The organism is Caballeronia sp. SEWSISQ10-4 2, from assembly GCF_030464885.1.
GTDB lineage: Bacteria > Pseudomonadota > Gammaproteobacteria > Burkholderiales > Burkholderiaceae > Caballeronia.
In genome coordinates, this window is sequence record NZ_JALPRJ010000020.1 from 45,506 (window position 1) to 68,542 (window position 23,037).

Here is a 23,037-nt window from a genome sequence, read left to right on the forward strand (position 1 = left end):
ATTAGCTACTCCCGATGAGAGTGGTATTTATCCCGGGTCGGCTCCTTCCGGCTTGGGCGGGGAGTGGACAGACCCATATCGCTCATTGTCGGGTTCGAGAGACGGGAATGCCGGCTCCGCTTCGAGATCGGTGCCCCTCGTTTCTGGCAGCAGGAAAATGCCAACGATAAACGTGAGCGCGATGATACTGACCGGATACCACAGGCCCGCATAGATGTCGCCGCTAGCAGCGACAATCGCAAACGCGGTGGCGGGCAGAAAGCCGCCAAACCATCCGTTGCCGATGTTGTACGGCAGCGAGACAGCCGTGTAGCGGATGCGGGTTGGAAACATTTCCGCGAGGACGGCCGCGACGGGGCCGTACGTCGCGGTGATGAGCAAACCGAGACAGATCAGGATGAGCAGCGTCATGACCCAGTTGATTTGTGCTGGATCGGCGCGGCGCGGGTACCCGGCTTTGGACAGTGCGTCGGTCAACGCGGCCGTAAAGCGTCCTTCCTCTTCTTTTGCCCGTGGGCCAGTTGCCACATAGGCTGGGACGCTATCGGCTCCAACACGAATTAACGCAGTCGACGAATCACTGGTCGCAACATTTCGGTAGCTCAGACCGGCTTTCGCAAGCGCCTGTTTAGCGATGTCGCAGGAGCTCGTAAAACGGGCCGTACCGGTCGGATTGAACTGGAAGGAGCAATCGGCCGGGTTGGCGACGACTTCAATCGGAGATTGGTCGAGCGCATGCTCCAATGCGGGATTGACGTAGTGCGTGAGTCCCTTGAACAGAGGGAAATAGGCGAACGCCGCAATCAGCAAGCCGACCATGATCAGGGGCTTGCGGCCGACTCGATCTGAAAGTGCGCCGAATATGATGAAGAACGGTGTACATGCGATCAATGCGATACCAATCAGCATGTTCGCCGTCATGATGTCGACTTTAAGGGTCTGGGTTAGAAAGAAGAGCGCATAGAATTGCCCTGTATAAAGGACGACCGCTTGCCCGGCGACAAGTCCGAACAATGCAATCAAGGAAAGCCGCAAATTGCGCCATTGACCGAACGCCTCTTTCAGCGGTGCCCTGGAGCCTTTGTTTTGTTCCTGCATGCGGCTGAACACGGGCGATTCGTGGAGCTTCAACCGGATCCATACGGAGGCTGCAAGCAGGACGGCGGATAAGAGGAATGGCACGCGCCAACCCCAGGCGGAAAAGGCGTCGTCACCTACGATGTACCGCACGCCAAGAATAACCACCAGTGAGAGCAACAGGCTGAGGGTCGCGGGCGTTTGTATCCACGCGGTCCATGCTCCGCGCTTGGCAGCGGGAGCGTGTTCGGCGACATAGGTCGCCGCGCCGCTGTATTCCCCACCTAGCGACAGGCCCTGCAGCAGTCTAAGAGCAATGAAGATGACTGGGGCAGCAATGCCGATTTGATTGAAGCCCGGCAGCAGGCCAATGAGAAACGTGGAGATCCCCATCACTGAAATGGTGAACAGAAACGTGTATTTGCGTCCGATCTTGTCGCCGATGCGGCCGAATACGATTGACCCGAACGGCCGCACGGCGAAGCCTGCGGCGAAACTGAGAAGCGTGAATACAAACGCCGCGCCGGGATTGACACCCGAGAAGAACTGCTTGCTGATGATCACCGCGAGAGAGCCGGCCAGATAAAAATCGTAGGCCTCGAAGACCGCGCCGAGAGACGACGCAATAAGAACACGCCTGTCGTCGCGCGACATGCGCGCGCCCCGGCCATCGTTGTTAGCCATTCCTGTCTCCTTCCGTCTGCCGCGTCGGGCAGCCTTGTTATTCAACGGTACATGCGCGCAGGCGCGACGTGGTACGTCATGTCTTTTTGCGTCTTTGTTTCGGTGCAACGCCTGACGCGATGAGCGCATCGGTGGCGTCGCGGTCATAGCCGGCTTCGCGCAGCACCGATTCAGTATCGGCAGCAAAATCCGGAGGGGCTTTACGCACCGAACCAGGGGTACGCGAAAGCTTGACCGGTATGCCGACGCCCTTGTAGCCGGCGAGCTCGACAACCATCTCGCGGGCCAACGTGTGGGGATGTTGCAGCACGTCTGCAACCGAGTTGATTTGCGATGCAGATACGCCTGCATTCGTCAGCCTGCGGCACAGATCGATCGCGTCGATGTCACGTAACGCAGGTTCGATCTCCGAGCGCAACGCGACCCGGTTCTCGACGCGGGCACGGTTGGTGTTAAAGCGCGGATCGCTGACAAGATCCGCGCGTTCGATCACATTGCAAAATCGCTGGAACTGGCCGTCGTTGACGACGCCAATAAAGACATCGCCGTGTGCTGCGGCAAACGTGTCGTAAGGAGATATGTTGGGGTGCGCGTTGCCGGTGAGGACTGGTGCGTTGCCAGACGCGAACCAGTTCGCCGGATGCGGATGCAGCAGGCTCAGCGCAGTCTCGAATAGGGACGTGTCGACCAGTTGTCCCATGCCTGAGCATGCTCTTTCCGCCACTGCCAGCAGTATTCCGATCACCGACGACAAGCCTACCGCGGTATCCACAATCGGGATTCCAATTCTGGTGGGCCCCGATTCGCGATGACCGTTGATACTCATCAATCCGCAGAACGCCTGGAGCACGGCATCGTAGCCGGGCATCGACGAAAGTGGCCCGTTGTCGCCGAAGCCAGAAATGCGGCAATAGATAAGCCGCGGAAACTGCTTCTGCATGACGTCGGCATAGTCCAGCCCCCATTTCTTCATCGTCCCGGGGAGAAAGTTTTCCACCAGTACGTCAGCGTCGGCGAGCAGTTTCAACAACACATCGCGGCCCGCCGGATGCGAAAGATCGAGTGAGATCGCGCGTTTGTTTCGGTTCAAGCCTTCGAAATAGGCTGCGCTCTCCCTCACGAAGGGCGGGCCCAACTCGCGTGTCTCGTCTCCCTGCGGCGGTTCGATCTTGGTGACGTCTGCACCATGATCGGCAAGAATCTGGGCAGCGAAAGGGCCTGCGAGTACTCTCGACAGATCGAGAACCTTTAAACCGTGCAAGGCGCCGCGCGCTGTTTTCCCGTCGTTAAGCGGATCCCCTGGTGCTTCGGCCATTGGCGTCTCCTGATTGTGATCGAATGGGCCGTTATACTCGGCCCTGGAATTCGACGGCCTAGCCGCGGCTAGGCAACTCGATGACGCCGCTTCCAAGCACGGAGAGCTCGTCGTCCTGATTACGTGCTTCTTGCTCGATCTCGACCAGATGGCGGTCGTCCTCGACGAACTTGCGCTTGACCCGGCCCTTGATGAACAACATGTCACCGGCAGGATTGTGGCGTCGAATCTTGCACGTGGCGCGGCGCAAGAATCCGTCGTCGCCCATCCAGTTTGTCAGGTGGTGCGTCAACCACGAACAGCGTTCCGGACCGTAATCATAGGCGCCTGGCGCGCCGACGCGTAGCGCAAAATCCTCTTCCCAATGCACGCGCTCGGGGCAATCCGGAATACCGAACCGGTTCTTGATGCCGACACCCGGATGCGCATCGATCAGTTGCCACGCAAGTTTGTTGGCACGGATGTACAGGCCGCCCCAGCCCTGGGCGTAGGCGATAAAGCCGGTTACCGTCATGGGTCCTTTGAACATCACGGGAAGCGCCTCGCCTTCGGCGACATCTTCCCAATAGCGTGTCTCCGCACCACGAACCTTCTCGTTCCGATAAAGTTCGTAGGATGCTGCAAGCTCTTCTTCTGTGTAGACGCGTGGCGGCCTTGATTTGACGTCGCTGTATTTTGTGCCGAGCTCTCGCGCATGATCGCGTTCCGTGCGGAAACACCAGCTATCCGCATCGGCGACAAGGTCCCCGTGCTGGTTATAAAAGTCGACGTGATAGGTCTGCTGGATCGCACGACCGGCGAAGCGGGTGTCATGCTCGACCAGGTCTTTCAGCTTCGCTTCAGTCCTGATCACGTCATTGCGTTTCACGGGCTTATGCCAGTTCCAGTCAGCACCTGACCACATTGCGTGAACACCTGGTAAGCCGCCGACGTATCCGGAAACGATCCGGCTCGTCGTGAACAGGAAACTGGGTAGCGCAATGATTCCGTCGTGACGGGTTCGTGCAGCATAGTCCGGGTCGCACCAAAGCGGATTGTCGTCACCAATGCCGTGTGCGTAGTGACGGATGTTGTCACGCGTAGCTTCGTAGCACCACGGCTCGGCCGTTGCTCCCACCTCCACACCGATTCGCCTGCTCAACTCTTCGAGACCACTTTCGGTGATCTTGGGGAACATTACCTGATCTTCGGCCATGCGTTTCTCCTGGTGGTATTAATTGGGAATTTCCGAAGCGGCCCGCTCGCGGTCACGCAATGCTTTTCGATTGACCTTACCCGCGGGATTCTTTGGGAGTTCGCTCACATACGCGATTACCCGCGGATATTCATGCTGGCTTAAGCGATCTCGTACGGAGTCCTGAATTTCTTTCGTAAAAGCTTCATCGCCGGGGCGTTCTGCTACCACGAACGCTTTGACAACCTGACCTCTTAGCGCATCGGCCACGCCGATGGCCGCGGTCTCGCGCACATCAGGATGCTTAAGAACTGCGTCCTCAATCTCCACCGCGCTGATGGTCCAGCCTGCGGAAATGATCACGTCGTCGGCGCGGCCGCGGTGATAAAAATAACCGTCCTCGTCGATCCGGCCAAGGTCCTTTGTCGGCACCCACTTGCTGCCGCGCCATACCGCCAACTCGCCTGTCACGTCGGGATCGCACGGGCGCGCTTCCACATCGTGGACTTCAACGAGCACGCCGGGAACCGCCTTGCCGAGCGAGCCGGCCTTCACCGGAAAATCAGATGCGCCCGGATAGCTGACCAGGATCACGCCAATCTCAGTCGTGCCGTACATGCTGCATACCGGGCGGCCAAAGGCCTCCTGCACGAACTCGGTCGTGTCGCTATCGATCGGCTCGCCCGTGAATGATAGCTTTTCGATTGCATAGGTATATCGATCCGCGGCACCGGAGTTCTTGATCATCCGGTAGTGGGTCGCTGCAGCGGACATGTTGACGAAGCGATGTTCATGCAGCGCTCTCAGCAAGCGCTCCGCAGAGAATTTCCCGGCATAGGCACCGATAGTGGCTCCAAGTGCGAGAGGCGCGAGTGTCCCGTGCCATAGTCCGTGCCCCCAAGCCGGCGACGAGGGGCAGAAGAAACGCTCGCCTGGCCGCACACCGGTCCCATACAGCGCCGCGCGCAGCACCATGACCAATGCCCTATGGGTGTGACGGACGGCGTCGGGCAATTCGCGTGTCGTGCCTGAGGTGTACTGAAATATCGACAGGTCGTCACTATGAGTTGCTGTCGAAAAATGCGGTGAATAAACTGTTAATTCATTCAGCCAGTCCACGTTGGCGATAACCGTCCTGACTTCGCCGACCGTTGCAGCCACAGATGCTTTCGTCTCGTTCGTGATGAGGATTTTCGGTTCGCAGTCCTTAATGCGAAGTAGAAGCCCATCGGGACCGAATAGCGTAAACAGCGGCACCGCAATCGCGCCCAGCTTCAGGACGCCGAATAAGGATGCGTAGAAAGCAAGAGAGGGTTCGAGCATGATGCCGATGCGGTCCCCCGCCCGTATCCCCTGTGCATGCAGGTAGTGGGCCACCCGCGAAGAGGTTTCCGATATTTCACGAAAGCTCAGAATCTCGTCGTGCCCATCAGCATGAGCGATGATGACAGCGGTTCGATCCCCGTCTACGTGTCTGTCGATGCACTCGTGAGCGATGTTCAGAAGCGGGGGTTCTCCATCGACGAGCTCCCACAGTTTCTGTGCGCTAAAGTGCTTCTGGGCATCGGCATAAGACGTGTATGCCGTCAGTTTGGTCATCTTGATGTGTCTCCGCTTTTTTCTGAATCATCTTGTTGAACTCACTTTAGGCGTCACTTGTATTTTTGTCAAATAGCATATATTTTTGTATATATACAAAAGGAGGCAAGATGGTAGTCATCAGGAAGACAGCACAGAACGATGAGAAGAAGACAGTAGGCCCACGTGTGCGCCCTGTGCCGGCAGTCACGCGATCAATTGCGATCCTGCGGCTACTTGGCAACAGCGCGGCGCCGCTCGGTGTCAAGGCGATCGCCGACGAACTGCAACTGGTCCCGAGTACGTGTTTGCACATCCTGCGGGTATTGGTCGACGAGGAGCTCGTCAAGATCGACCCATCTACTAAGCGTTACTCAGTGGGTGCCGGCATGCTGTCGCTCGCACGAAGCGCACTGAAGAGCGGTGGTTTCAGCGATCTCGTGCAGCCCTACCTGGACGATCTGGCGTCGCGATATGGCGTCACCGCAATGGGCGTCGAGCCGAGCGGTCTTAAACACATGGTCGTGAAGGCGCTATCCGTGTCCGAATTACCGGTCAGTCTGCATGTGGAGCTGGGAAGCCGCTTTCCGGCCCTGATCAGCGCGACGGGACGGTGCGTAGCCGCATTCGGCGACTACACGCCTGCCGAACTGAAAAGCGGTTTCGAGTCGCTTCGATGGCAGAACCCGCCGACGTTCGATGCCTGGATGAAAGAAGTCGAAATTACCCGAACGCACGGTTATGGCATCGACGGGGGAAATTACATCGCTGGCGTAACCGTCGTCGGGGCGCCGGTGCTGGACTCGAAGCAACGGATGGTGTTTGGTCTTGCCGCGGTTGGACTGATGAGTCAGCTGAGCGCAACCCAGGTGAGCGCGCTTGCGAACGATCTCAGTAAAGCGTCGATCGAACTGGCGTCGACCGTCATATCGGTACGTTGATCATGGACGTGTCCGTAACAGCCGAGAGGCTGATGCAGCAGGGATGGCGCAGGCACGCTCCAAAGGGCTTCACCGGGTTGATCGGTCCGCTTTGGAGTCGGACTGAACAAGACATTCTTGCATTTGGAGTTATCGCGGGGGAAGATCATTTGAATCCTGCAGGACTTGTTCACGGAGGCATGCTGGTAACGCTCCTTGATCAGGTGCTTAGCACTGCTGCGTGGCAGGCAGCTGGACGCCTACCGTGCGTCACCATTCAGCTTGATACGCAATTTCTCTCGGCCGTCAAAGCAGGATCTTTTGTGGAAGCACGAGCAGAGGTGGTAAAAAAAACGCGGGAGATCGCTTTCGTGCGCGGCGAGCTGATGGTGTCGATGACCATCGTGGCAACGGGCAGCGCAGTGCTCAAAATCCTTCAGGCAGCGACTGGACATTGAATCGGCTTTGATACGTTGAATAGTTGAAGCCGCAAAAGCCTATAGGATGCACTGTTGCTCAGAACGCAGACGGATCTTGGATGAGCTCAGTCAAACGATGCCAAGAGGCAAAGCGGTTGCCGAGTTGCTTGCGGTAAAGCGATGCGCGTAATAGATGTCGCTTGAGCGCGAAGTGCTGCCGAATTGGACCGAAGCTCGACAGGAAAGCCTGCGTGCGTTCCGGAACTCGGAAGCTACGCATCCGACGCTCGCGTTCGCGCGTGGACTGATGGCTATTTTCGGCCCGATTGTTTAGCCGTGCACTAGCTTTTACGAAGACGTGCTTGACGGTCGCCAGTTCGGGGATCTCGGCCTTTGCCGCCGGATAGCTACGGAGTTGGTCGGTCACGATCTTGCGGGGCACTTCGGGACACGAGGCCAGCACGCGCTTGAAAAACCGCTTGGCTGCAGCTTTGTCGCGACGCTTCTGCAGCAGAATATCAAGCTCGGTGCCATGCTGATCGACTGCTCGCCATAGCAGGTATGGCTCGCCGCGCAGCGTTACGAACACCTCGTCGGGCTGCCATGTGGTGCCAGGCTTAGGACGCGTCACTTTCGCTCGGCGCGCCCGCGCCAACTTTGTCGCGCCAGCGCCGGATCGTTTCATAGCTCACGACAACGCCGCGCTCGAACAGCAACTCTTTAACGTCGCGAAGGCTCAATTGGACGCGAATACCAGCGCACGGCGCAGCTGACAACGGCGGCCGGAAAGCGACGACCGTGACAGAGCGATTTCGATTTCTTCAGCACATCATCTTAAGCGACGGCCCGAGCAACGTGACAGCGCCTGAGCAACTGCTCGAATGGTGTGGCGGCAGCTTCGATCCCGATGCGTTTGACCTCGCTGCCGTCAACGAACGACTATCGGAATTTGAGTTCTGAACGGGCGGCGCGGCCTCTGCATGACGCTTACGCAGCACCGGTCCAGCCGATCGCAATGGCGACAATCCGCCATTCAGCTTTGCCAATTCGAGCTAACGCGTTGCAACGGTGTCTTCCTACAATAGTCCCGAGCCTTCGACCCGGGAGACCGTGCATGTTGAATGAGAACCGAGATGTTCCCGTCACTTCGAGGGAATTCGTGGCTACGATCGACGCTGCAGCTGTGGCGCTAGCGGGTCCGGGTCGACCGTCGGCCACGGTTTTCTATTCGCTCGGCGCGGGCAACGAGCGCTCGGACTTTGAGTTGTTCGGCCTTGCCGAGACGATGCATCGCATTTGCCGGCAGCACTATTGCACGCTCGATCCTCTACATCCTTCGCATTGTGGCCGTCAGACCCGCAGCGTGTTGACGCTCGCCAGCGCATGGCCGGAGTCAGCGCGAGGCAGTTCAGTTTATCGGAGACGATTTCTCCAGCCGCATCGGGTGGTAGATGTGACGGAGGTGTTGCTGCGAGACAGCGCCCGCACGGTTGCAGCAGTTTCGCCGGTGCCCATGGTGCTCGACGGAGGGCTCCGTGCCGATGAACTGAACCGTTCACAGGCGGTGCAGCCGGTTCTCGACGCGGCTCTGGTGCCGCTCGCGGCGAACATTCGACGCGCACCGACACCGGTGTCCGGCCGCCCGGACGTATCGCGAAGAGCAGATCGCGAAGCGTGTCCGCGATGGGATGTCGAACAAGCAGATTGCCCGCGATACTGCCCTCGCGCAGCCGACTGTCACGACCCATCTGCCGCATATGTTTCGCCAGCTTGGTGTGTCGAGCCGGACCGAACTGATCGGCGCCCTGTTCCTGTGACGAACACCACCCTCATGATGATGGACCCCTCGCCTATGAATTTCGCCAGCGTAGGACCCGCCGGTGATGTGATGCTGCTCTATGCGGTCGCCGCATTGCGAGTCGATCCGGCTGGCGCGGACAGCTGGTTCCGGCGTCGCCCGGGAGCACTCGCGGCGGTGATCTCGCGCGAGGAGGATGTCTCGGACATCCTGCTGCGACTGCCTGATTGCTGGAACATCGTCGACGGCGCGCGCTGTATCGGTCTGCATGATGAGATCGACATTCTCACCGGCGACCCGCGCTTTAACCGTGGCTTTGATAAGGCGAACTGCGCGATCGTCGGCCATGCTGACGGTACACGCTTTGCGCTGCTGTTGCAGATCAACGCCGCCGAAGCGGTGTTGATCCCTGAACGCCCGTTCAGGCATCGCGGGGCGTTCGAACGCTGCCTCTTGCCTGATGGCCCGGTCGAGTCCTGACTGACGCGACCGCCGGAATCATCTTCTACATGTTTTCCCTTAGCCGTCGCCTGCCTGCCGATTTGCGCTAACGACGCGCAAACCGGGATGGCACAGTCGTGCCATCCCGATTGTCAGCACTATCCGGGGGCACCTGAACTCCCCTGTAACCTACGAGAGATCGAAGATATGAGTAGCGAAAAAGCAATCGTCGTCAGCGACGCGGTCCAGGCTTTCGTTCGGCGCGACTTCGGACTGTTCATCAACGGTGGAACGCAACGCGCGCATTCAACACGGCGGCTCGATGTCTTCAATCCGGCGACGGGCGAGCGGCTTGCCAGCGTGCCGGACGCGGATGCGACCGACGTCGACAACGCCGTCAGGAATGCGCGGGCCGCATTCGATGCGTGCATATGGAGCGGCTTGCGTCCGGCTGACCGCGAACGCATTCTGTTGCATTTCGCCGACCTCCTGGAAGCCAACGCGGAGGATCTGGCACAGCTCGAAACCCTGAACCAGGGTAAGTCGATCAACGTGTCGCGCGCGGTCGAAGTGGGTGCGACGATCGAATACGTGCGGTATATGGCCGGCTGGGCGACCAAGATTACCGGCGAGACGCTCGATGTGTCGATTCCTTTTCCGCCCGGCGTCCGGTACACGGCGTTCACACGCAAGGAGCCGGTCGGCGTGGTGGCGGGCATCGTGCCGTGGAATTTCCCTTTGATGATTGCCGTATGGAAGCTGGTGCCTGCGCTCGCGGCGGGGTGCACGATCGTCATCAAACCCTCGCCGGAGACGCCGCTTACCGCGCTGCGGCTCGCCGAACTGGCACTCGAAGCAGGGGTGCCACCGGGTGTGTTCAACGTCGTGACGGGCGGCCGCGAGTGCGGCGCGGCGCTCGCGGCGCATCCCGGCCTCAGCAAGATCTCGTTCACCGGCTCGACGCCCACTGGCAAACTTGTCGGGACCGCCGCAGTACAGAACATGACGCGCTTTTCGCTTGAGCTCGGCGGCAAAAACCCCGCCGTGATGCTGGCTGACGTCGACGTCGAACAGGCGATCCAGGGTGTGCTTGTCGGCGGCTTTCTCAACCAGGGGCAAGTGTGTGCCGCGGTATCGCGGATCTATGTGCACCGCAGCAAATACCAGCAGGTCGCCAACGGCCTTGCCGACGCTGTGAACGCCATGACAATCGGTCCTGGTCTAGACCCGACCGCACAGGTCAATCCGCTCGTGTCGGCGCAGCACCGCGACCGGGTTCAGCAGCATATTGCGCGTGCGCAGGCCGATGGCTTGCGTTTTCTCGCCGGTGGCACGCCTGTTGATTTGCCGGGTTTCTACGTTAGGCCCACCGTGATCGCCGACGTGCCGCACGACGCCGCGATCATGCGCGATGAGGTATTCGGCCCCGTGCTTGCGGTCGTGCCGTTCGACGATACCGACGACGTGCTTCGCCTTGCCAATGACTCTCCATACGGGCTTGCCGCGAGTGTGTGGAGCAACGACCTGCGCGCGGTGATGAACCTCGTGCAACAGATCGACGCAGGCACCGTCTGGGTCAACTCGCACGTGCCGCTCGATCCGGGCATGCCTTTCGGCGGCTACAAGCAGTCGGGCATCGGCCGTGAGTTCGGCAAGTACGCTATCGAAGGTTTCACTGAAACCAAGTCCGTCTGCATCGCGCACTGAGCCGCGCACGAGCTTTCACGAACCGGCAAGCAAACTGGAGCCAAGCCGACGGGGACGCACGATTCAGCTTTCTGGCACTCGATGCCGCACCCGGGCGAGATGCAGCACCGCCAACCGATCCGCAATGTGTGCGCGGCGATGGATGTTATGTTCTCGACGAGCACCACAAGCGGCTCGTCGACGGCCTGTGGAACGTCAACGTCGGTCATAACCGCACGAGGTCATTGAGGCGATCGTTCGCCACCTTGACGAGCTCGAATGCTTCCGGCTGTTCGGCGGGATTTCGCATCCGCGCCGAGGAACTGTCGAGGGTGTCGATCGACCCGCTCGAACCCGATGGCATACGCCGCACAAACCATAGCTCGACGGGCACGGACGCCGTGGAGTCGGCACTCACACTTGCCCGCCAGTACTGGAAACTTGAAGTCAGGCGGATCACACCAAGTTCATTTCGCTAAACCAGGGTTATCACGGTACGGATTTCGGCGAGGCGTCGGTGAACCGAAATACGGCGTTCCGGCGCAACTACGAGCCTAACTTGGCGGGGTGCTTCTACGTCGAGACACCGGGGTTGTTCCGCGATCCGTTCACTCAGGACCCTGAGGAACCCGGCCAGATCTGTACGGAGATGCTGGAGCGCGAAATTGTGTTCCAGGGCCCGGATACCGTCGTGGCATGTATCACGCCGCCAGCTCAGGGTGCAGGCGGCGTGATTGTTCTTCCTGAGAACTATTGGCCGCTGATTTGCCAAGTGTGGAATAAGTATGGAGTACCTTTGATTGCCGATGAGCTCGTCACGAACTCGAGGAGCTGATGGTCGCGCTCGATCTGGTCAAGAACAAGATGACGCGCGAGCCGATCCGCCTGGCATTCACCTATGCCAACGCAGTGGCGGAAATGGTTCGAGCACTCGGCGTGCTGTCGCGTCCGGTCCGCACCACGATCATCCTCTCGCCGCCGCTGGTGTTCGACACACAGCGTCTCGATGCGATTGGCGCGGCACTCGCCGCTGGCTGCGATGAGGTTATGCCCGGTGAATGACGATGGCAGGCTGGAGGCATCTGGTCTTCAGTCTGCCGGCAGATCGGTGCGTGAGATGGCTTTCAAATTTATCGCGCGCCGTCATTATTGTATAAATTTTGAAAGACTGGCTGCGACACATGCTCACAAATCGGCATAACGATGCTGCGTTGAGCCGATGGCGGTGGATTTGTCTTTCCAGATTTAATTTGTCATCCTAGTTTGATAAACCAACACGACCGCACTCATCCAGGACTTCGCTACGCAACGCGGGTTTGGTCCTGCGAATGGGATGCTGAGTCACCACATACGAAATCGTGCAGCATATCGAACGTGAGCAGGAGGGTACGATGGAATTTCGGATCAGCATGCTCGCCGACGTGCATGATCATTCGTCGGCCGTGAGCGGTTGGGAGCAGGTGTATCGCCAGATCACACCGGGACGTTTTCAGAGCACGCTGGTCCAGGCCTCGTCGAGCGACTTCCACTTTTTTCGTGAGTCGACCAATCGTCGGGTCGCGCAACAGGGAATCGCGCCTACAGGGCAGTCGTCGATTGCGGTACCGCTGTACGCGCCGCTCGTCGGCACCTTCCAGGGACAACGGTTAGACGGCTACGCACTGCTGTTATTGGGTGCCGGCGAGGAGTTCCGGTTTCACACGCCGGAGTCGACGCACTTTACCGGCATCAGCGTGCCGACCGACGCGATGGACGAACTCGTCAGCGTGGTGGTCGGCGAGTCATGTGCGCGGCAGATGAAGCAGAACGTGCTGCGCCTCGGGGATGAGCAGGGAGTGATGTTGCGCGAACGGCTTGCACCGTTTCTCGACGCAGCCGAGCGCAATGCCGGCGCGTTCGCCCATCCGAGCGCAGCGAAGGGTTTCAGGGATGAATTGATCAGTGTGCTATTTAGTCTGCTCGAGAGCGCGACCGGCGAGCCGCGCCGCGACCTGACGCATGCCACGTACAGTGACATCGTGCGTCGTTGTGAACGCATCGTGCAGGAGAATACCGAGCAGCCGATCACAGTGCTCGACCTCTGCCGCGCGCTGCGCTGTAGCCGCCGCACCTTGCAGACCAGCTTCCAGCGGATCGCCAACGTTACGCCTGTCGAGTACCTACGTTCTATCCGGCTTAACGCCGTTCATCGCTTGCTACGTTCGACGAGTGCGAACGATTTGCTGGTTGGCGATGCCGCGGCCCGCTGGGGGTTTACGCACCTTGGCTATTTTGCACGGGAATATCGCGACCTGTTTGGAGAATTGCCTTCACAGACGCTGCGCTTGCGGTAGGCAGGAGGGATTCATCACTCCTGCGCCATCACGCGCTGCACAATCTTGACGTTCGTCGAGATTTGCTTCGTCAGCTTGTCCGTGTCGTCTGCAAGCCTTTTTATTTCGGCGGCAACAACGGCAAATCCGCGGCCGCTGTCGCCTGCTCTCGCGGCCTCGACCCGAGCGTTAAATGAAAGAATCGATAGAGCACGGATGGTTCTCAGGATGTCGGCAACATCGCCAATAATGGTGTTGGTGGATGCCGTCATTGCCTTCAGCCGCTTCTCCGATGCGATTTGTGCAGCGCGTTCTCCTTGAACCTCTACAACGAGACCCTCCAGATAAAGCAGTTTGCCGTTGTCGGCAAACATGCCTCCACCCATCTCCCGAACCCATACCGTTCGTCGCATGGCGGTTCTTATTCGATAATCGACTGTCCACATCTCCCGTTTCTGAAGGGCTGATTGAACCGTATCAAGAACGTATCCTTCGTCCTCAGGCTCGGTCAACGAGGGAAGCGTACGTACTGCGTTGCCCACGAAGTGAGATGAGGGGTAGCCCGTCAAAGTTTCGATCGAGGGTGTCGCATAAACCACCGTGAAGTTTGCATCGTTTAACTGACGATATAGGAAGCCCTTCATTCTTCCAGTGATGCTCCGGACAATCGACAACTCGTCGTCTTGTACTGGTGTGCCGGCGCTTTGTTCGTTCCCATAGGAATCCATATTTCCCCTTTTTCGTGGTACTGGCACATTGCCGGGACCATCACACAGGGCTACGCGATGCCCCCGGATCCCGATGCCGGTGCTAACTCCTCCAGCCGTCAGACCACTGCCAGATAGTGTTTGGTAAACCGGTCCGTCAGGATGTGCCACGAGATCGGTGTACCTTTCTCGATAAACCAGCTATCGCCTGCCTTGTAGTGAACCGACTCGCCGGTGTTCTCATCGCGCAGCGTACATTCGCCCTCGATGACGGTGGCATGCTCGCTAAACGGGTAGACCATCTCGAACTTGCCCTTGGTGCATGCGAAAAATCCCGCACTAACGGGTGCGGTCGGCGTGCCAAAGTGAATGTGACCGAACGCCTTGACGTCACCCTCGATAATGGTTGACCCCAGGTCGGCGACTGTGCCCCACGGATCCAGAGCCGGCGGTTGTGTGCCCAATTTGATACTAAGCATGTAGTTCTCCATGTGTACGACAGTGAAAAATTTAGCGGCGTCCTTTCCAGAAACCGCTAAGCTGGTTCCATGCTTTCCCGCCAGTGGTCACGACGGCACGCAGGTTGTCCTTGGCAAAGATATTCAGGTGCGGAATCGAGCTCATTAGATCGTAGCGGGATGAACCCTCGCTCATTCCCTCCGCGAGCACCCGGCACACGATATGGCTCGGGGTCACGCCGAATCCCGCATAAGCCTGCACGTAAAACACGTTGGGGTGGGCCGCAAGCGTTCCGATCTGCGGGAACAGGTTCGCACCGCAGCACAGCGGACCACCCCACGCCAGATCGATCTTCACATCCTTGAGGTACGGGAACACCTTGAGCATCAAGCTGCGATTCCACGCCTTCAAGTCCTTGGGGATGTAGTCGATCAGTGCCGTCGCGCTACCGAAGAGCAGACGGTTTTCATTGGTGACGCGGTAGTAGTCAATCACAGGCCGGATGTCGCTATACGCGCCCCGAATCGGACTAATGCGCTCAATGAGTTCGTCGGACAGCGGTTCCGTGCACAACTGAAATGCATAGGTGTTGACGGTCTTGCGGTGGATCGCGGGTTCCATGCCGTTAAGAAAGGCGTTGCACGCCCATAGCATTTTCGAGGCTCGCACGGATCCCATCGCGGTGCGGACGGTCACCCGCTCACCGTATTCGACGTCGATGACCGCGCTGTTTTCGAAAATCCGTGCGCCATGGCTCGTGAGTGCTTTCGCTTCACCCAGCAGAAGATTCAGCGAATGCACGTGACCCGCTCCCATGTGCAGAAGGGCGCTTCCATACACATCGGAGCCCACGACCCTCCTGACATCCGCTCCAGTCAGCAACTGCACGTTGACTGTCGGATCAACGGCCTTGAAGCTTTGTTCCCAGGCGCGCAGTGTCTTTTCCTGACGCTGGTTGAAGCCGAGGTACGCATAGCCGAAGCGGAAGTCCGCGTCGATATTGTACTTTTCAATACGCGAGCGAATGATGCCTGCGCCCTCGTTGCTGACCTTGAAGATCTGCTGCAGGCCTTCCTCGCCGACATGCTTTTTGATCGCGTCCAGATCGTGACCGATCCCGGCCATGATCTGGCCGCCGTTGCGCCCGGTGCCGCCATAGCCGAGGTAGCGGCCTTCGAGCACGACGATATTCGTGATGCCGCGCTCGGCCAGTTCGAGCGCCGTATTGATCCCGGAGAAGCCTCCGCCTATCACGACCACGTCGGCGTCGATGTCTTCGTTCAGGCTGGGGAACCTCAGGTCGTACTTTTTGGTTGCAGCATAGTAAGTCAACGAATCCAGATTGTTCATTTCCACGGTATTTCTCTAGCTCAGATGAGGTCCGGACGGTGCTCCGTTCATGCGACGTTGCGTCGTGTGAACGAGGCTAAGCTTGCGGGTTTTAGAGTTTGGAGCTGCCCAGCCGCGCGAAGCACGCAGGATCACAACGCTTGAGCTTTCTGGCCAGGACGATGCCGATGATCGCGAAGACCGGAAGCAACGCTGTAAGCCCATAGGACAGTACGACGCTGGCGCCTGTCAGCACTGAGAAGTTCGCTACGGCGAGAACCAGCACTACAGTCAACGCCAGACCCGCGACGAGCGGGAATACGAACGTGCGCAGCCGGCCTTCGGAACCCGAACGGACCCTCAAGAAGAACGCGATTACCGCCGCGGACGACAGCGCCATCAGCGCAATGATGCAGAGCGTCGCGACGTTGGTCAGCCAGGCAAACAGCGTCAACACCGGATCGGTCCTGGCGACAACAAAGGCGAGCACGACGATAGCGGCGAGGGCTGTCTGAATGACCGACCCGATATGGGGACTTTGATGTACTCGGTGAGTACGGCCGATCACCCTCGGCAGCAGGCCTTCGCGACCCGCAGCAAAGAAATAGCGCGACGCCGAATTATGGAACGCGAGTAATCCCGCATAAACGCTGGTGATGAACAGAATGCTCATCGCCGTAGTCAGGGTTTTGTTGGCGTAGTGATCTGACAAACTGTACAGAAACGTTGTCGGGTCGGACAATGAGGTCAGGGTTTTGACGATCTTGTCGGAGCCCGCACCAATTACCATGCACCACGCCGAGAACGCGTAAAACACGCCGATCAGCAACACCGAAATGTAGGTTGCGAGCGGCACCGTGCGGTGCGGGTCCTTCGCTTCCTCGCTATAGATGGTGGTGGCCTCAAAGCCAATGAAGCTCGCGAAGCAGAACAGAAAGCCGATCGCTGGCGTACCGCTGAGAAATGCATGCGGGGTAAACGACACACCGTTGATCCCGCTGTCGCCTCTGGCCATCAAGATTGCCAGATCGAGGATCAATACAACGATGTATTCGCCGAACACCAGCACGCCCAAGAGCTTCGCGGACAGGTCGATTTGCCGGTAGCCAAGCACGGCAATACTGGCCATTGCAACAAACGAACAGGCCCACCACGGAGCGTCGATGCCGAAGCGGCTGCTCAGTAGCCCGGATACGACTGCTCCAAACATGCCATAGAGGCCGATCTGCATCGTGTTGTAGCCGAGCAGGGCAAGCAGTGCCGCTGAGCCACCAGCGGTGCCGCCCAAACCGCGGGCAGTGAACGCATAGAAGCCGCCCGCGTTGGTAATGTGGCGCGCCATCGCCGTATAGCCTGCCGAGAACAGCAGCAGTATTGCGACTGTTGCGACCAGTAGGGCAGGCGTGCCCGCGCCATTGCCTAGCATGATGCCGATCGGAAACCCCCCTGCGATGGCGACGAGAGGGCCTGCGGCCGAGATGACAAAGAAGATAATAAACCCAAGGCCTAACGCGCCTTGCCGAAGCTCGGTGGATTCGGGTGATTCAACTGCGACGGTCATTTGCTTTACTCCAGAATATGTGGCGGCTCCGGAAAGTCCTGATTCTGAACCCGGTTTCACGGCGGGCTGCGCTGCTTTTCCCCAACCTGTGCCTGATGCAATTCACTTTAGGGAGTCAAAATGGCAGCAGTGAGCGCAAATTGGCAACGCGTGGCGTCGGCCCAGAGAACGATGCGAGTCCTTTATCCATTGGACGCTGCTTCAGAATTTGGACCGCATGCGCTTTCGTTTTTCACAGGGTATCAATGCGCCTTTCGCTACTCGGACTTCAGGATGCCATCCTTGGAAAAGAAGATGGGTGCGCTTATTCCAGCGCCCGGCACGACCAGTGCGGTTAGTGAGGCACGGTCCGGTCGCTGCTTCGCTGTGAAGCGTGCGGCGGTAGAGGACCCGTTGAGCACGAACCCATCCAGGCCAACGCCGAACACCTGATCCCCCGACGCGACGAGCTCCGTGATAGACCCGTTTGAACCCGAGTCGACGGAGGTCCACGTATCGCCGCCGTCATGGCTGCGGTAGAGGTGACCAAGCAGTCCTCCGACAAATATCGAACCGTCCGCTGCCGCAGTGCCCGTCCACAAGCTGCCCTTGTTGCCAGTTTGACGATATTCCCAAGTGGAACCGCCGTCGCGTGAGCGAAGCACGATGCCCTGCTCAGCGGCAACGAAGAGCGTGCCCGAGCCATCGGCGAAGATCCGGTACAGGTTGCGATCAGCCTTGCCGCCGCCGGGCGGCGGCGGTAGCTTCAAGACGTTCCAGGTGTGGCCGCCGTCGGCTGTTTCCAGCAGGAGCGACCACAGGCCAACCGCCCAGCCGTGGCTCGCGTCCTTGAAATACACTGAGAAGAGCGGCTGGTCGATCGATGTATCGGCACGCTGCAGTGTCCAGGTTTCGCCGCCATCGACGGTGTCGAGAATGACACCCCACTGGCCCACAGCCCAGCCGTGCTGTGGGTCGGTGAAATAGACCGACGAAAGTGTCGACGAGGCTGGGACTGCTTTCGCCTGCCTGTAGGCATGGCCTCCATCGTCGGACAGTACGACGATGCCATGCTCGCCGACGGCGACGATCCGCGAACCGGCGCGTGTTGCGTCCAGCAGCATCGAGTGGGTTGGGTCGCCCCAAGGGTGTGCCGGCAAGACCGTTAGCTGTGCTGCTGTGCTGCCGTCCGTCTGCGCGAAGCTACTCACGCAGACACAACACAGCGCGGCACAGGCAAGAAGATTTTTGATCATTGAGAACCCTTGATGTTATGTCCGACATGCTCAGTGGCCCAGCAGACCCGGCGCGCGCACCGGCTTGCGGCGCGGGAACCAGCGCTCAAGCAGGACCGCGAGCGCCGGTAAGGCCGTCATCGCCATCACCAGGTTGACGATGAACATGAACGCGAGCAGCTTCCCCATGTCGGCCTGGAACTTCAGCGCGGAGAAACTCCAGGTGGCGACGCCGATCGCGAGCGTGATCGCCGTGAAGATCGTCGCCACGCCGACCTCGAGCATCGCGTGCTCAACCGCCTTGACGATGGTCTGGCCGTTCGCCATGTGCAGTTGCAGCCGGTTGTAGATATAGAACGCGTAGTCGACGCCGATCCCGACTGCGAGCACCATTACCGGCAGCGTCGCGACGGTCAGGCCGATCTGCAGCTCCTTCATGAACCAGTAGCCGATGAAGGTTGCAACCGTGAGCGGCGCACAGCACGCCACCATTGCGCGCAGGTCGCGATAGGCGAGGAACACGAGGATCAGGATCGCCGCGTAGACGTAGAGCATCATCGGCAGCTCGCTTTGCGCCACCTCATCGTTGGTCGCAGCCAGCACTCCGGCATTGCCTGCGGCGAGCCGGATCGAGACACCATCGAGATGGTGCGACGCGCGGTATTGCTTGACGTCCGCCAGGATGCGGTTAAGTGTCTTCGCCTTGTGATCGGTCAGGAACAGATGGACCGCCGTCATGCTGCAATCCTTGTTCATGTAGCCCTTGACCCGTCCGATCTCGGCCGATAGTCCGCCGTAGTTGCCCGGATCAATCGGCACCACATTCATTTTCGGATTGCCTTCGTTATAGCCTTCGTTATATGTGCGCAGCATCGCGGGATACGATTGCACCGAAACGACCCCCGGCTCGCTTTGCATCGCCGACGCGAAGTCATCTTCGAATACGCCGACTGTAGGACTGTCGCAAGCAGCGCCCGCCGACTCGAACACAATCGTCAGCCAGTCAAGCCCGACGTCGTAGTTGTTCGCGATCGAAACGGCATCGCGGTTGAAACGCGCGTCCGCACGCAGCTCCGGTGCACCCGGCTGGAGCGTACCGATCACGCGGTCGCGGCTTTGCCACGCTGCCAGCGCGAACACGAGTGCTGTGATTGCGACGACAACGTACGCGTTCCTCGGTTCGGCGACCCGCGCCAGCTTGCGCAGCCACGCCGAGCGGCGTTCCCGCTTGTCGAGTGCGCGATCGGCGTACGCCTTCGTGAAATGGAAGCAGGACGCGGCCACTGGCAGCATGATCAGGTTCGTGACGATCTTGTAGCCTACCCCGAGCGATGCCGTGATCGCGAGCTCACGCACCATGGGAATTGGAATTAATAACAGCGTGATGAACGACACCAATGCGGTGATCAGCGCCAGCGTGCCGGGTATCAACAGGCCGCTAAAGCTGTGGCGCGCCGCGTCGAGCGAGCTGCGCCCGTGCGACAGTTCGCGCACGATGTAGTTGACCTGCTGCACGCCGTGCGACACGCCGATCGCGAACACCAGGAACGGTACCAGCACCGCGAGCGGATCGAGACCGAAGCCAAGCAGCCTGAGCGTGCCGAACTGCCAGGCGAGCGACGTCAGCGAACACGCAATCGGCAGGATCGTAAAGCGGATGGAATGGCTGTACCAGTACACCGCAAGCGCGGTCAGCAGCAGTGCGACACCGCAAAAACCGAGCACGGCGGTCGCGCCGTCAGCGATGTCACCGATCTGCTTCGCAAAGCCGATGATCTGGATCTCATAGCCCGTGTCTTCGAACGGTTTGCGAATCTGCGTTTCGAGCAAATGGTTGAACGCGACGTAGTCGAGCACCTTACCCGCGCTGTCGCGCTCGTTCAGTTCGGCCGTAATCATCGCGCTGCCTTCGCCGTGCGAGACGAGGGTGCCGATATAACCCCCGTCTGTCGCCGACCGCCGGATCTTCGTGATGATTTGCGGCGTCAGTTGATCAGGCGTGATCGTACCGTCGATGACGGGGTTGGCGCGAAAGCCGTCCTCGGTGATTTCATTGACGAACGCGTTGGGCGTCCACAGCGACTGCACGCCCTGCCGGTCGACGTTTGGCAGGAACATGACCGCCTGTGTCACCTTGTACAAGCGCGTGAGTCCTTGCGGCGTCCAGATATTGCCGTCGCGGGCGCGCACGACAACGGTGATGCGATTCGCGCCGAACAGATCGTTGCGATACTTCTGGAAGGTCTTGATGTACTCATGGCCTATCGGCATCTGTTTCTCGAAGCCAGCCTCCATGCGTAACTGCGCTGCGAACACGGCCATGATGGCGGTGAAAATCCCGATCGCTATCAGCACGACCGCGCGATGTCCGAAAAACAGTTTCTCAAGACGGGTAACGAAGCGATTTAACACGGCCTATCCTTCAAAGATTTCGGTACGCGGACATGCGTACCGCTTGACTGCGCTGAACGGTTCAGAAATTGCGCGTTGCAAACATACCTACGAAATTCCGGTCGGCATACGGCTGGCCGACCGTGTTATGCCCGCCGAAGAACGCCGTGAAATTGATACCGGCCTGCCAAACCGTAGGGTTCTGGTTGAACAGCACGTAGAAGTTCAGCGACTTCGCACCTTGCAGGTAGTTCGCCGAGAAGGTGGGTGTGTACCCATATAACGCATCGGAGAAAGTCACACCAGGTGTGACCTGCCAGCCAGGAATCAGGCTTCCGTCATACGTCCAGTTGAAGTCGACGGTTGCGCCCACCGAGCTCGCGGTACCCTGCGCTGCAACGATTGGGTAACCCAGGCTTGAGCCATTGTTCAGCCACGCGTAGTAACCGGCAGCCGGCACTTGGGTGACGCTTTGGCCGTCGATCGTGCGCGTTACGCCGCTCGAACTCAAACCGGGGTAGTAAATCCACGTCAACTCGGCGGTCAACACGGCTATGTCCGCATGGATGAGCTTCAGGAACGGATACTCGCTCTGTGTGAGACTGAGCTGCCCGTTGATGTCGTACTGGAGCTTCTTCCTGTCTTCCCATTGTTGGCAATTGATGCCGCTCACACCATTGGTGTTCGAATCGAGCGGCCCATTCGCCCCGAAACAGCTGGACAATGCGATTGCGTCATGCGGACGGTATGACAGTTCGGTGCCGATCGCCCAATCTCCCAGCGCAAAGTTCGCACTCGCCCCAAACAGTTGGCGATTCTCGAGATACGACCACTGGTTCGAACCGTTGGCGAGTGTGGAAAGCACCGGCGACTTGTCGGTATAGTTCTCATAGTAGAAACCGAAATTCGCATCGATGTTCTTCGGCTTGTAGTTAAGCTTCACGCCAAACTGAGGCTTGTACTCGCTTGGCAGTTGCGTGGACACGGGGATGCCGATCGAGTTATACGGCGACCCCGCATACTGGCCGTTCACCAGGCCCGAGTTGATCGTCGAGAGCGTCGTGGAATTGCCGCTGTTCGAGCCGGCGATGGTCCCCGCATCGACACCGCCCACGTTGAAGTTGTTGGAGTTGACGGTAGCCGGTACTGCACCACGCCCGAAATTATTGCTGACCGACCAGAATGTGCCTACGGGCGGATAGCGGTTGCCGTTCCACTGGAACTGGTAGTACCCCTCAGTGCTGAAGCCGTTACCCAGACCGGCCGCAAAGCTCAGCATCGGTGCCGGCAGCAGTGCCTGCTTGAGCTGCGTCCCCGGGATCAGGAGCTTCTGGATATCGACGGAGTTCGTCGCATTGATGCCGCCCGTCGCGAAGTAGCTCTCGCCCCAGTTGATGACCTGATTGCCCAGGCGCACGTGCGCGGGCCCGCCACCAAGGTTGAAGTCCTTTTCAACCCACAGGTCGAGTAGTTGCACCGGATAGACCACCTGTGCCGATGCCGTACTGGAGAGAGGCGTTCTCGCGGTATCGCCGGCCAGGAAATCGTACATGGCGGTACCGCGTATCATGAATTTGTAGCCTTCGTTGGGCATCGTCAGTAAAAGTTCGCTCGTCGCGCTGATGTAGGTACTGAACGCCTGCCCCTTGCGGTAGTTCAGATCGCCGTCATCCCCGAAACCCCACTGGTTGACGTTGGCTGCCGCACCGCAACCGTATGCGTCCGGGTCGCCGGTGAGCGAGCAGCTCGGACTCTTCGTGCGAATGCCCGCGCCTGCCGTCAGATTCGAAACCAACGAGCCGGACAGATCGCCAAAACCCGTCGTGAAGTCGTAGCCGTAAGCGCTTGACGACGCTGCGCCTAACACTGCGAGCGAAACCGAAGCCGCCAATCCTACCCCTGTCGTTTTCATAGTTCACCTTATCTGTTCTGTCCTGATGGGCGATCATGGAGGCACGCGCACACGAGGCGC

15 protein-coding genes and 4 pseudogenes are annotated in these 23,037 nt (G+C 59.1%); 7 read left to right on the forward strand and 12 right to left on the reverse strand.

The genetic code is table 11. The annotated features are described in order from the left end of the window. Positions 1-114 precede the first annotated feature (114 nt). The 4 genes and pseudogenes from M0D69_RS15650 to M0D69_RS15665 all read right to left on the reverse strand — a co-directional run. Positions 115-1,761, reverse strand: a pseudogene (locus M0D69_RS15650) (MFS transporter); the annotation flags it as partial. Positions 1,762-1,837: 76 nt separating this feature from the next. Beyond that, positions 1,838-3,076: a CaiB/BaiF CoA-transferase family protein gene (locus tag M0D69_RS15655; protein WP_301782871.1), complete on the reverse strand. Its 1,239-nt coding sequence runs from the start codon at positions 3,074-3,076 to the stop codon at positions 1,838-1,840. A 58-nt stretch (positions 3,077-3,134) separates the two neighbouring features. Next, complete coding sequence (locus M0D69_RS15660) at positions 3,135-4,271, reverse strand: MaoC family dehydratase N-terminal domain-containing protein (protein WP_301782872.1); 1,137 nt, start codon at positions 4,269-4,271, stop codon at positions 3,135-3,137. A gap of 18 nt (positions 4,272-4,289) precedes the next feature. Beyond that, positions 4,290-5,849 carry an acyl-CoA synthetase gene (locus M0D69_RS15665; protein ID WP_301782873.1) on the reverse strand — a complete coding sequence of 520 codons (1,560 nt, stop codon included), beginning with the start codon at positions 5,847-5,849 and terminating at the stop codon, positions 4,290-4,292. 110 nt (positions 5,850-5,959) lie between these two features. On the opposite strand from M0D69_RS15665, the gene M0D69_RS15670 reads away from it, so the two are divergent. Together M0D69_RS15670 and M0D69_RS15675 are read left to right on the forward strand one after the other, a co-directional pair. Further along, on the forward strand, positions 5,960-6,769 hold the full coding sequence (locus M0D69_RS15670) for an IclR family transcriptional regulator (RefSeq protein ID WP_301782874.1): 810 nt from the start codon (positions 5,960-5,962) through the stop codon (positions 6,767-6,769). Between the two features lie 2 nt (positions 6,770-6,771). Then, positions 6,772-7,206 (forward strand): PaaI family thioesterase, encoded by a 435-nt coding sequence (locus tag M0D69_RS15675; RefSeq protein ID WP_301782875.1) that lies wholly within the window; start codon positions 6,772-6,774, stop codon positions 7,204-7,206. A gap of 58 nt (positions 7,207-7,264) precedes the next feature. Here the strand turns inward: M0D69_RS15675 and M0D69_RS15680 are convergent. Beyond that, positions 7,265-7,992: pseudogene (locus M0D69_RS15680) on the reverse strand (IS6 family transposase). 833 nt (positions 7,993-8,825) lie between these two features. On the opposite strand from M0D69_RS15680, the pseudogene M0D69_RS15685 reads away from it, so the two are divergent. The 5 genes and pseudogenes from M0D69_RS15685 to M0D69_RS15705 form a co-directional block, all read left to right on the forward strand. Beyond that, positions 8,826-8,984 (forward strand): annotated as a pseudogene (locus M0D69_RS15685) (helix-turn-helix transcriptional regulator); the annotation flags it as partial. Positions 8,985-9,019: 35 nt separating this feature from the next. Continuing rightward, positions 9,020-9,445, forward strand: coding sequence for a hypothetical protein (locus M0D69_RS15690; protein ID WP_301782876.1), 426 nt, complete (start codon positions 9,020-9,022; stop codon positions 9,443-9,445). A gap of 168 nt (positions 9,446-9,613) precedes the next feature. Then, on the forward strand, positions 9,614-11,113 hold the full coding sequence (locus M0D69_RS15695; RefSeq protein WP_301782877.1) for an aldehyde dehydrogenase: 1,500 nt from the start codon (positions 9,614-9,616) through the stop codon (positions 11,111-11,113). An 81-nt stretch (positions 11,114-11,194) separates the two neighbouring features. After that, a pseudogene (locus M0D69_RS15700) lies at positions 11,195-12,154 on the forward strand (aminotransferase class III-fold pyridoxal phosphate-dependent enzyme). A 329-nt stretch (positions 12,155-12,483) separates the two neighbouring features. Continuing rightward, on the forward strand, positions 12,484-13,425 hold the full coding sequence (locus M0D69_RS15705; protein ID WP_301782878.1) for a helix-turn-helix domain-containing protein: 942 nt from the start codon (positions 12,484-12,486) through the stop codon (positions 13,423-13,425). A gap of 14 nt (positions 13,426-13,439) precedes the next feature. Here M0D69_RS15705 and M0D69_RS15710 read toward each other — a convergent pair whose 3' ends face one another. From M0D69_RS15710 to M0D69_RS15740, 7 genes are all read right to left on the reverse strand, one after another. Beyond that, the gene (locus tag M0D69_RS15710; protein WP_301782879.1) at positions 13,440-14,132 is read right to left on the reverse strand and encodes a PAS domain-containing protein; all 693 of its coding nucleotides are present in this window, start codon (positions 14,130-14,132) and stop codon (positions 13,440-13,442) included. 98 nt (positions 14,133-14,230) lie between these two features. Beyond that, positions 14,231-14,590 carry a cupin domain-containing protein gene (locus M0D69_RS15715; RefSeq protein ID WP_031365200.1) on the reverse strand — a complete coding sequence of 120 codons (360 nt, stop codon included), beginning with the start codon at positions 14,588-14,590 and terminating at the stop codon, positions 14,231-14,233. A gap of 31 nt (positions 14,591-14,621) precedes the next feature. After that, the gene (locus M0D69_RS15720) at positions 14,622-15,920 is read right to left on the reverse strand and encodes an FAD-binding oxidoreductase (RefSeq protein ID WP_301782931.1); all 1,299 of its coding nucleotides are present in this window, start codon (positions 15,918-15,920) and stop codon (positions 14,622-14,624) included. A 91-nt stretch (positions 15,921-16,011) separates the two neighbouring features. Next, complete coding sequence (locus M0D69_RS15725) at positions 16,012-17,460, reverse strand: APC family permease (protein ID WP_301782932.1); 1,449 nt, start codon at positions 17,458-17,460, stop codon at positions 16,012-16,014. Positions 17,461-17,717: 257 nt separating this feature from the next. Continuing rightward, a complete protein-coding gene (locus M0D69_RS15730; protein WP_301782880.1) occupies positions 17,718-18,695 on the reverse strand; it encodes a YCF48-related protein in 978 nt (325 codons plus the stop codon). A 30-nt stretch (positions 18,696-18,725) separates the two neighbouring features. Beyond that, positions 18,726-21,086 (reverse strand): RND family transporter, encoded by a 2,361-nt coding sequence (locus M0D69_RS15735; protein ID WP_301782881.1) that lies wholly within the window; start codon positions 21,084-21,086, stop codon positions 18,726-18,728. Between the two features lie 61 nt (positions 21,087-21,147). Further along, a complete protein-coding gene (locus M0D69_RS15740) occupies positions 21,148-22,977 on the reverse strand; it encodes a DUF1302 domain-containing protein (RefSeq protein WP_301782882.1) in 1,830 nt (609 codons plus the stop codon). Positions 22,978-23,037 lie beyond the last annotated feature (60 nt).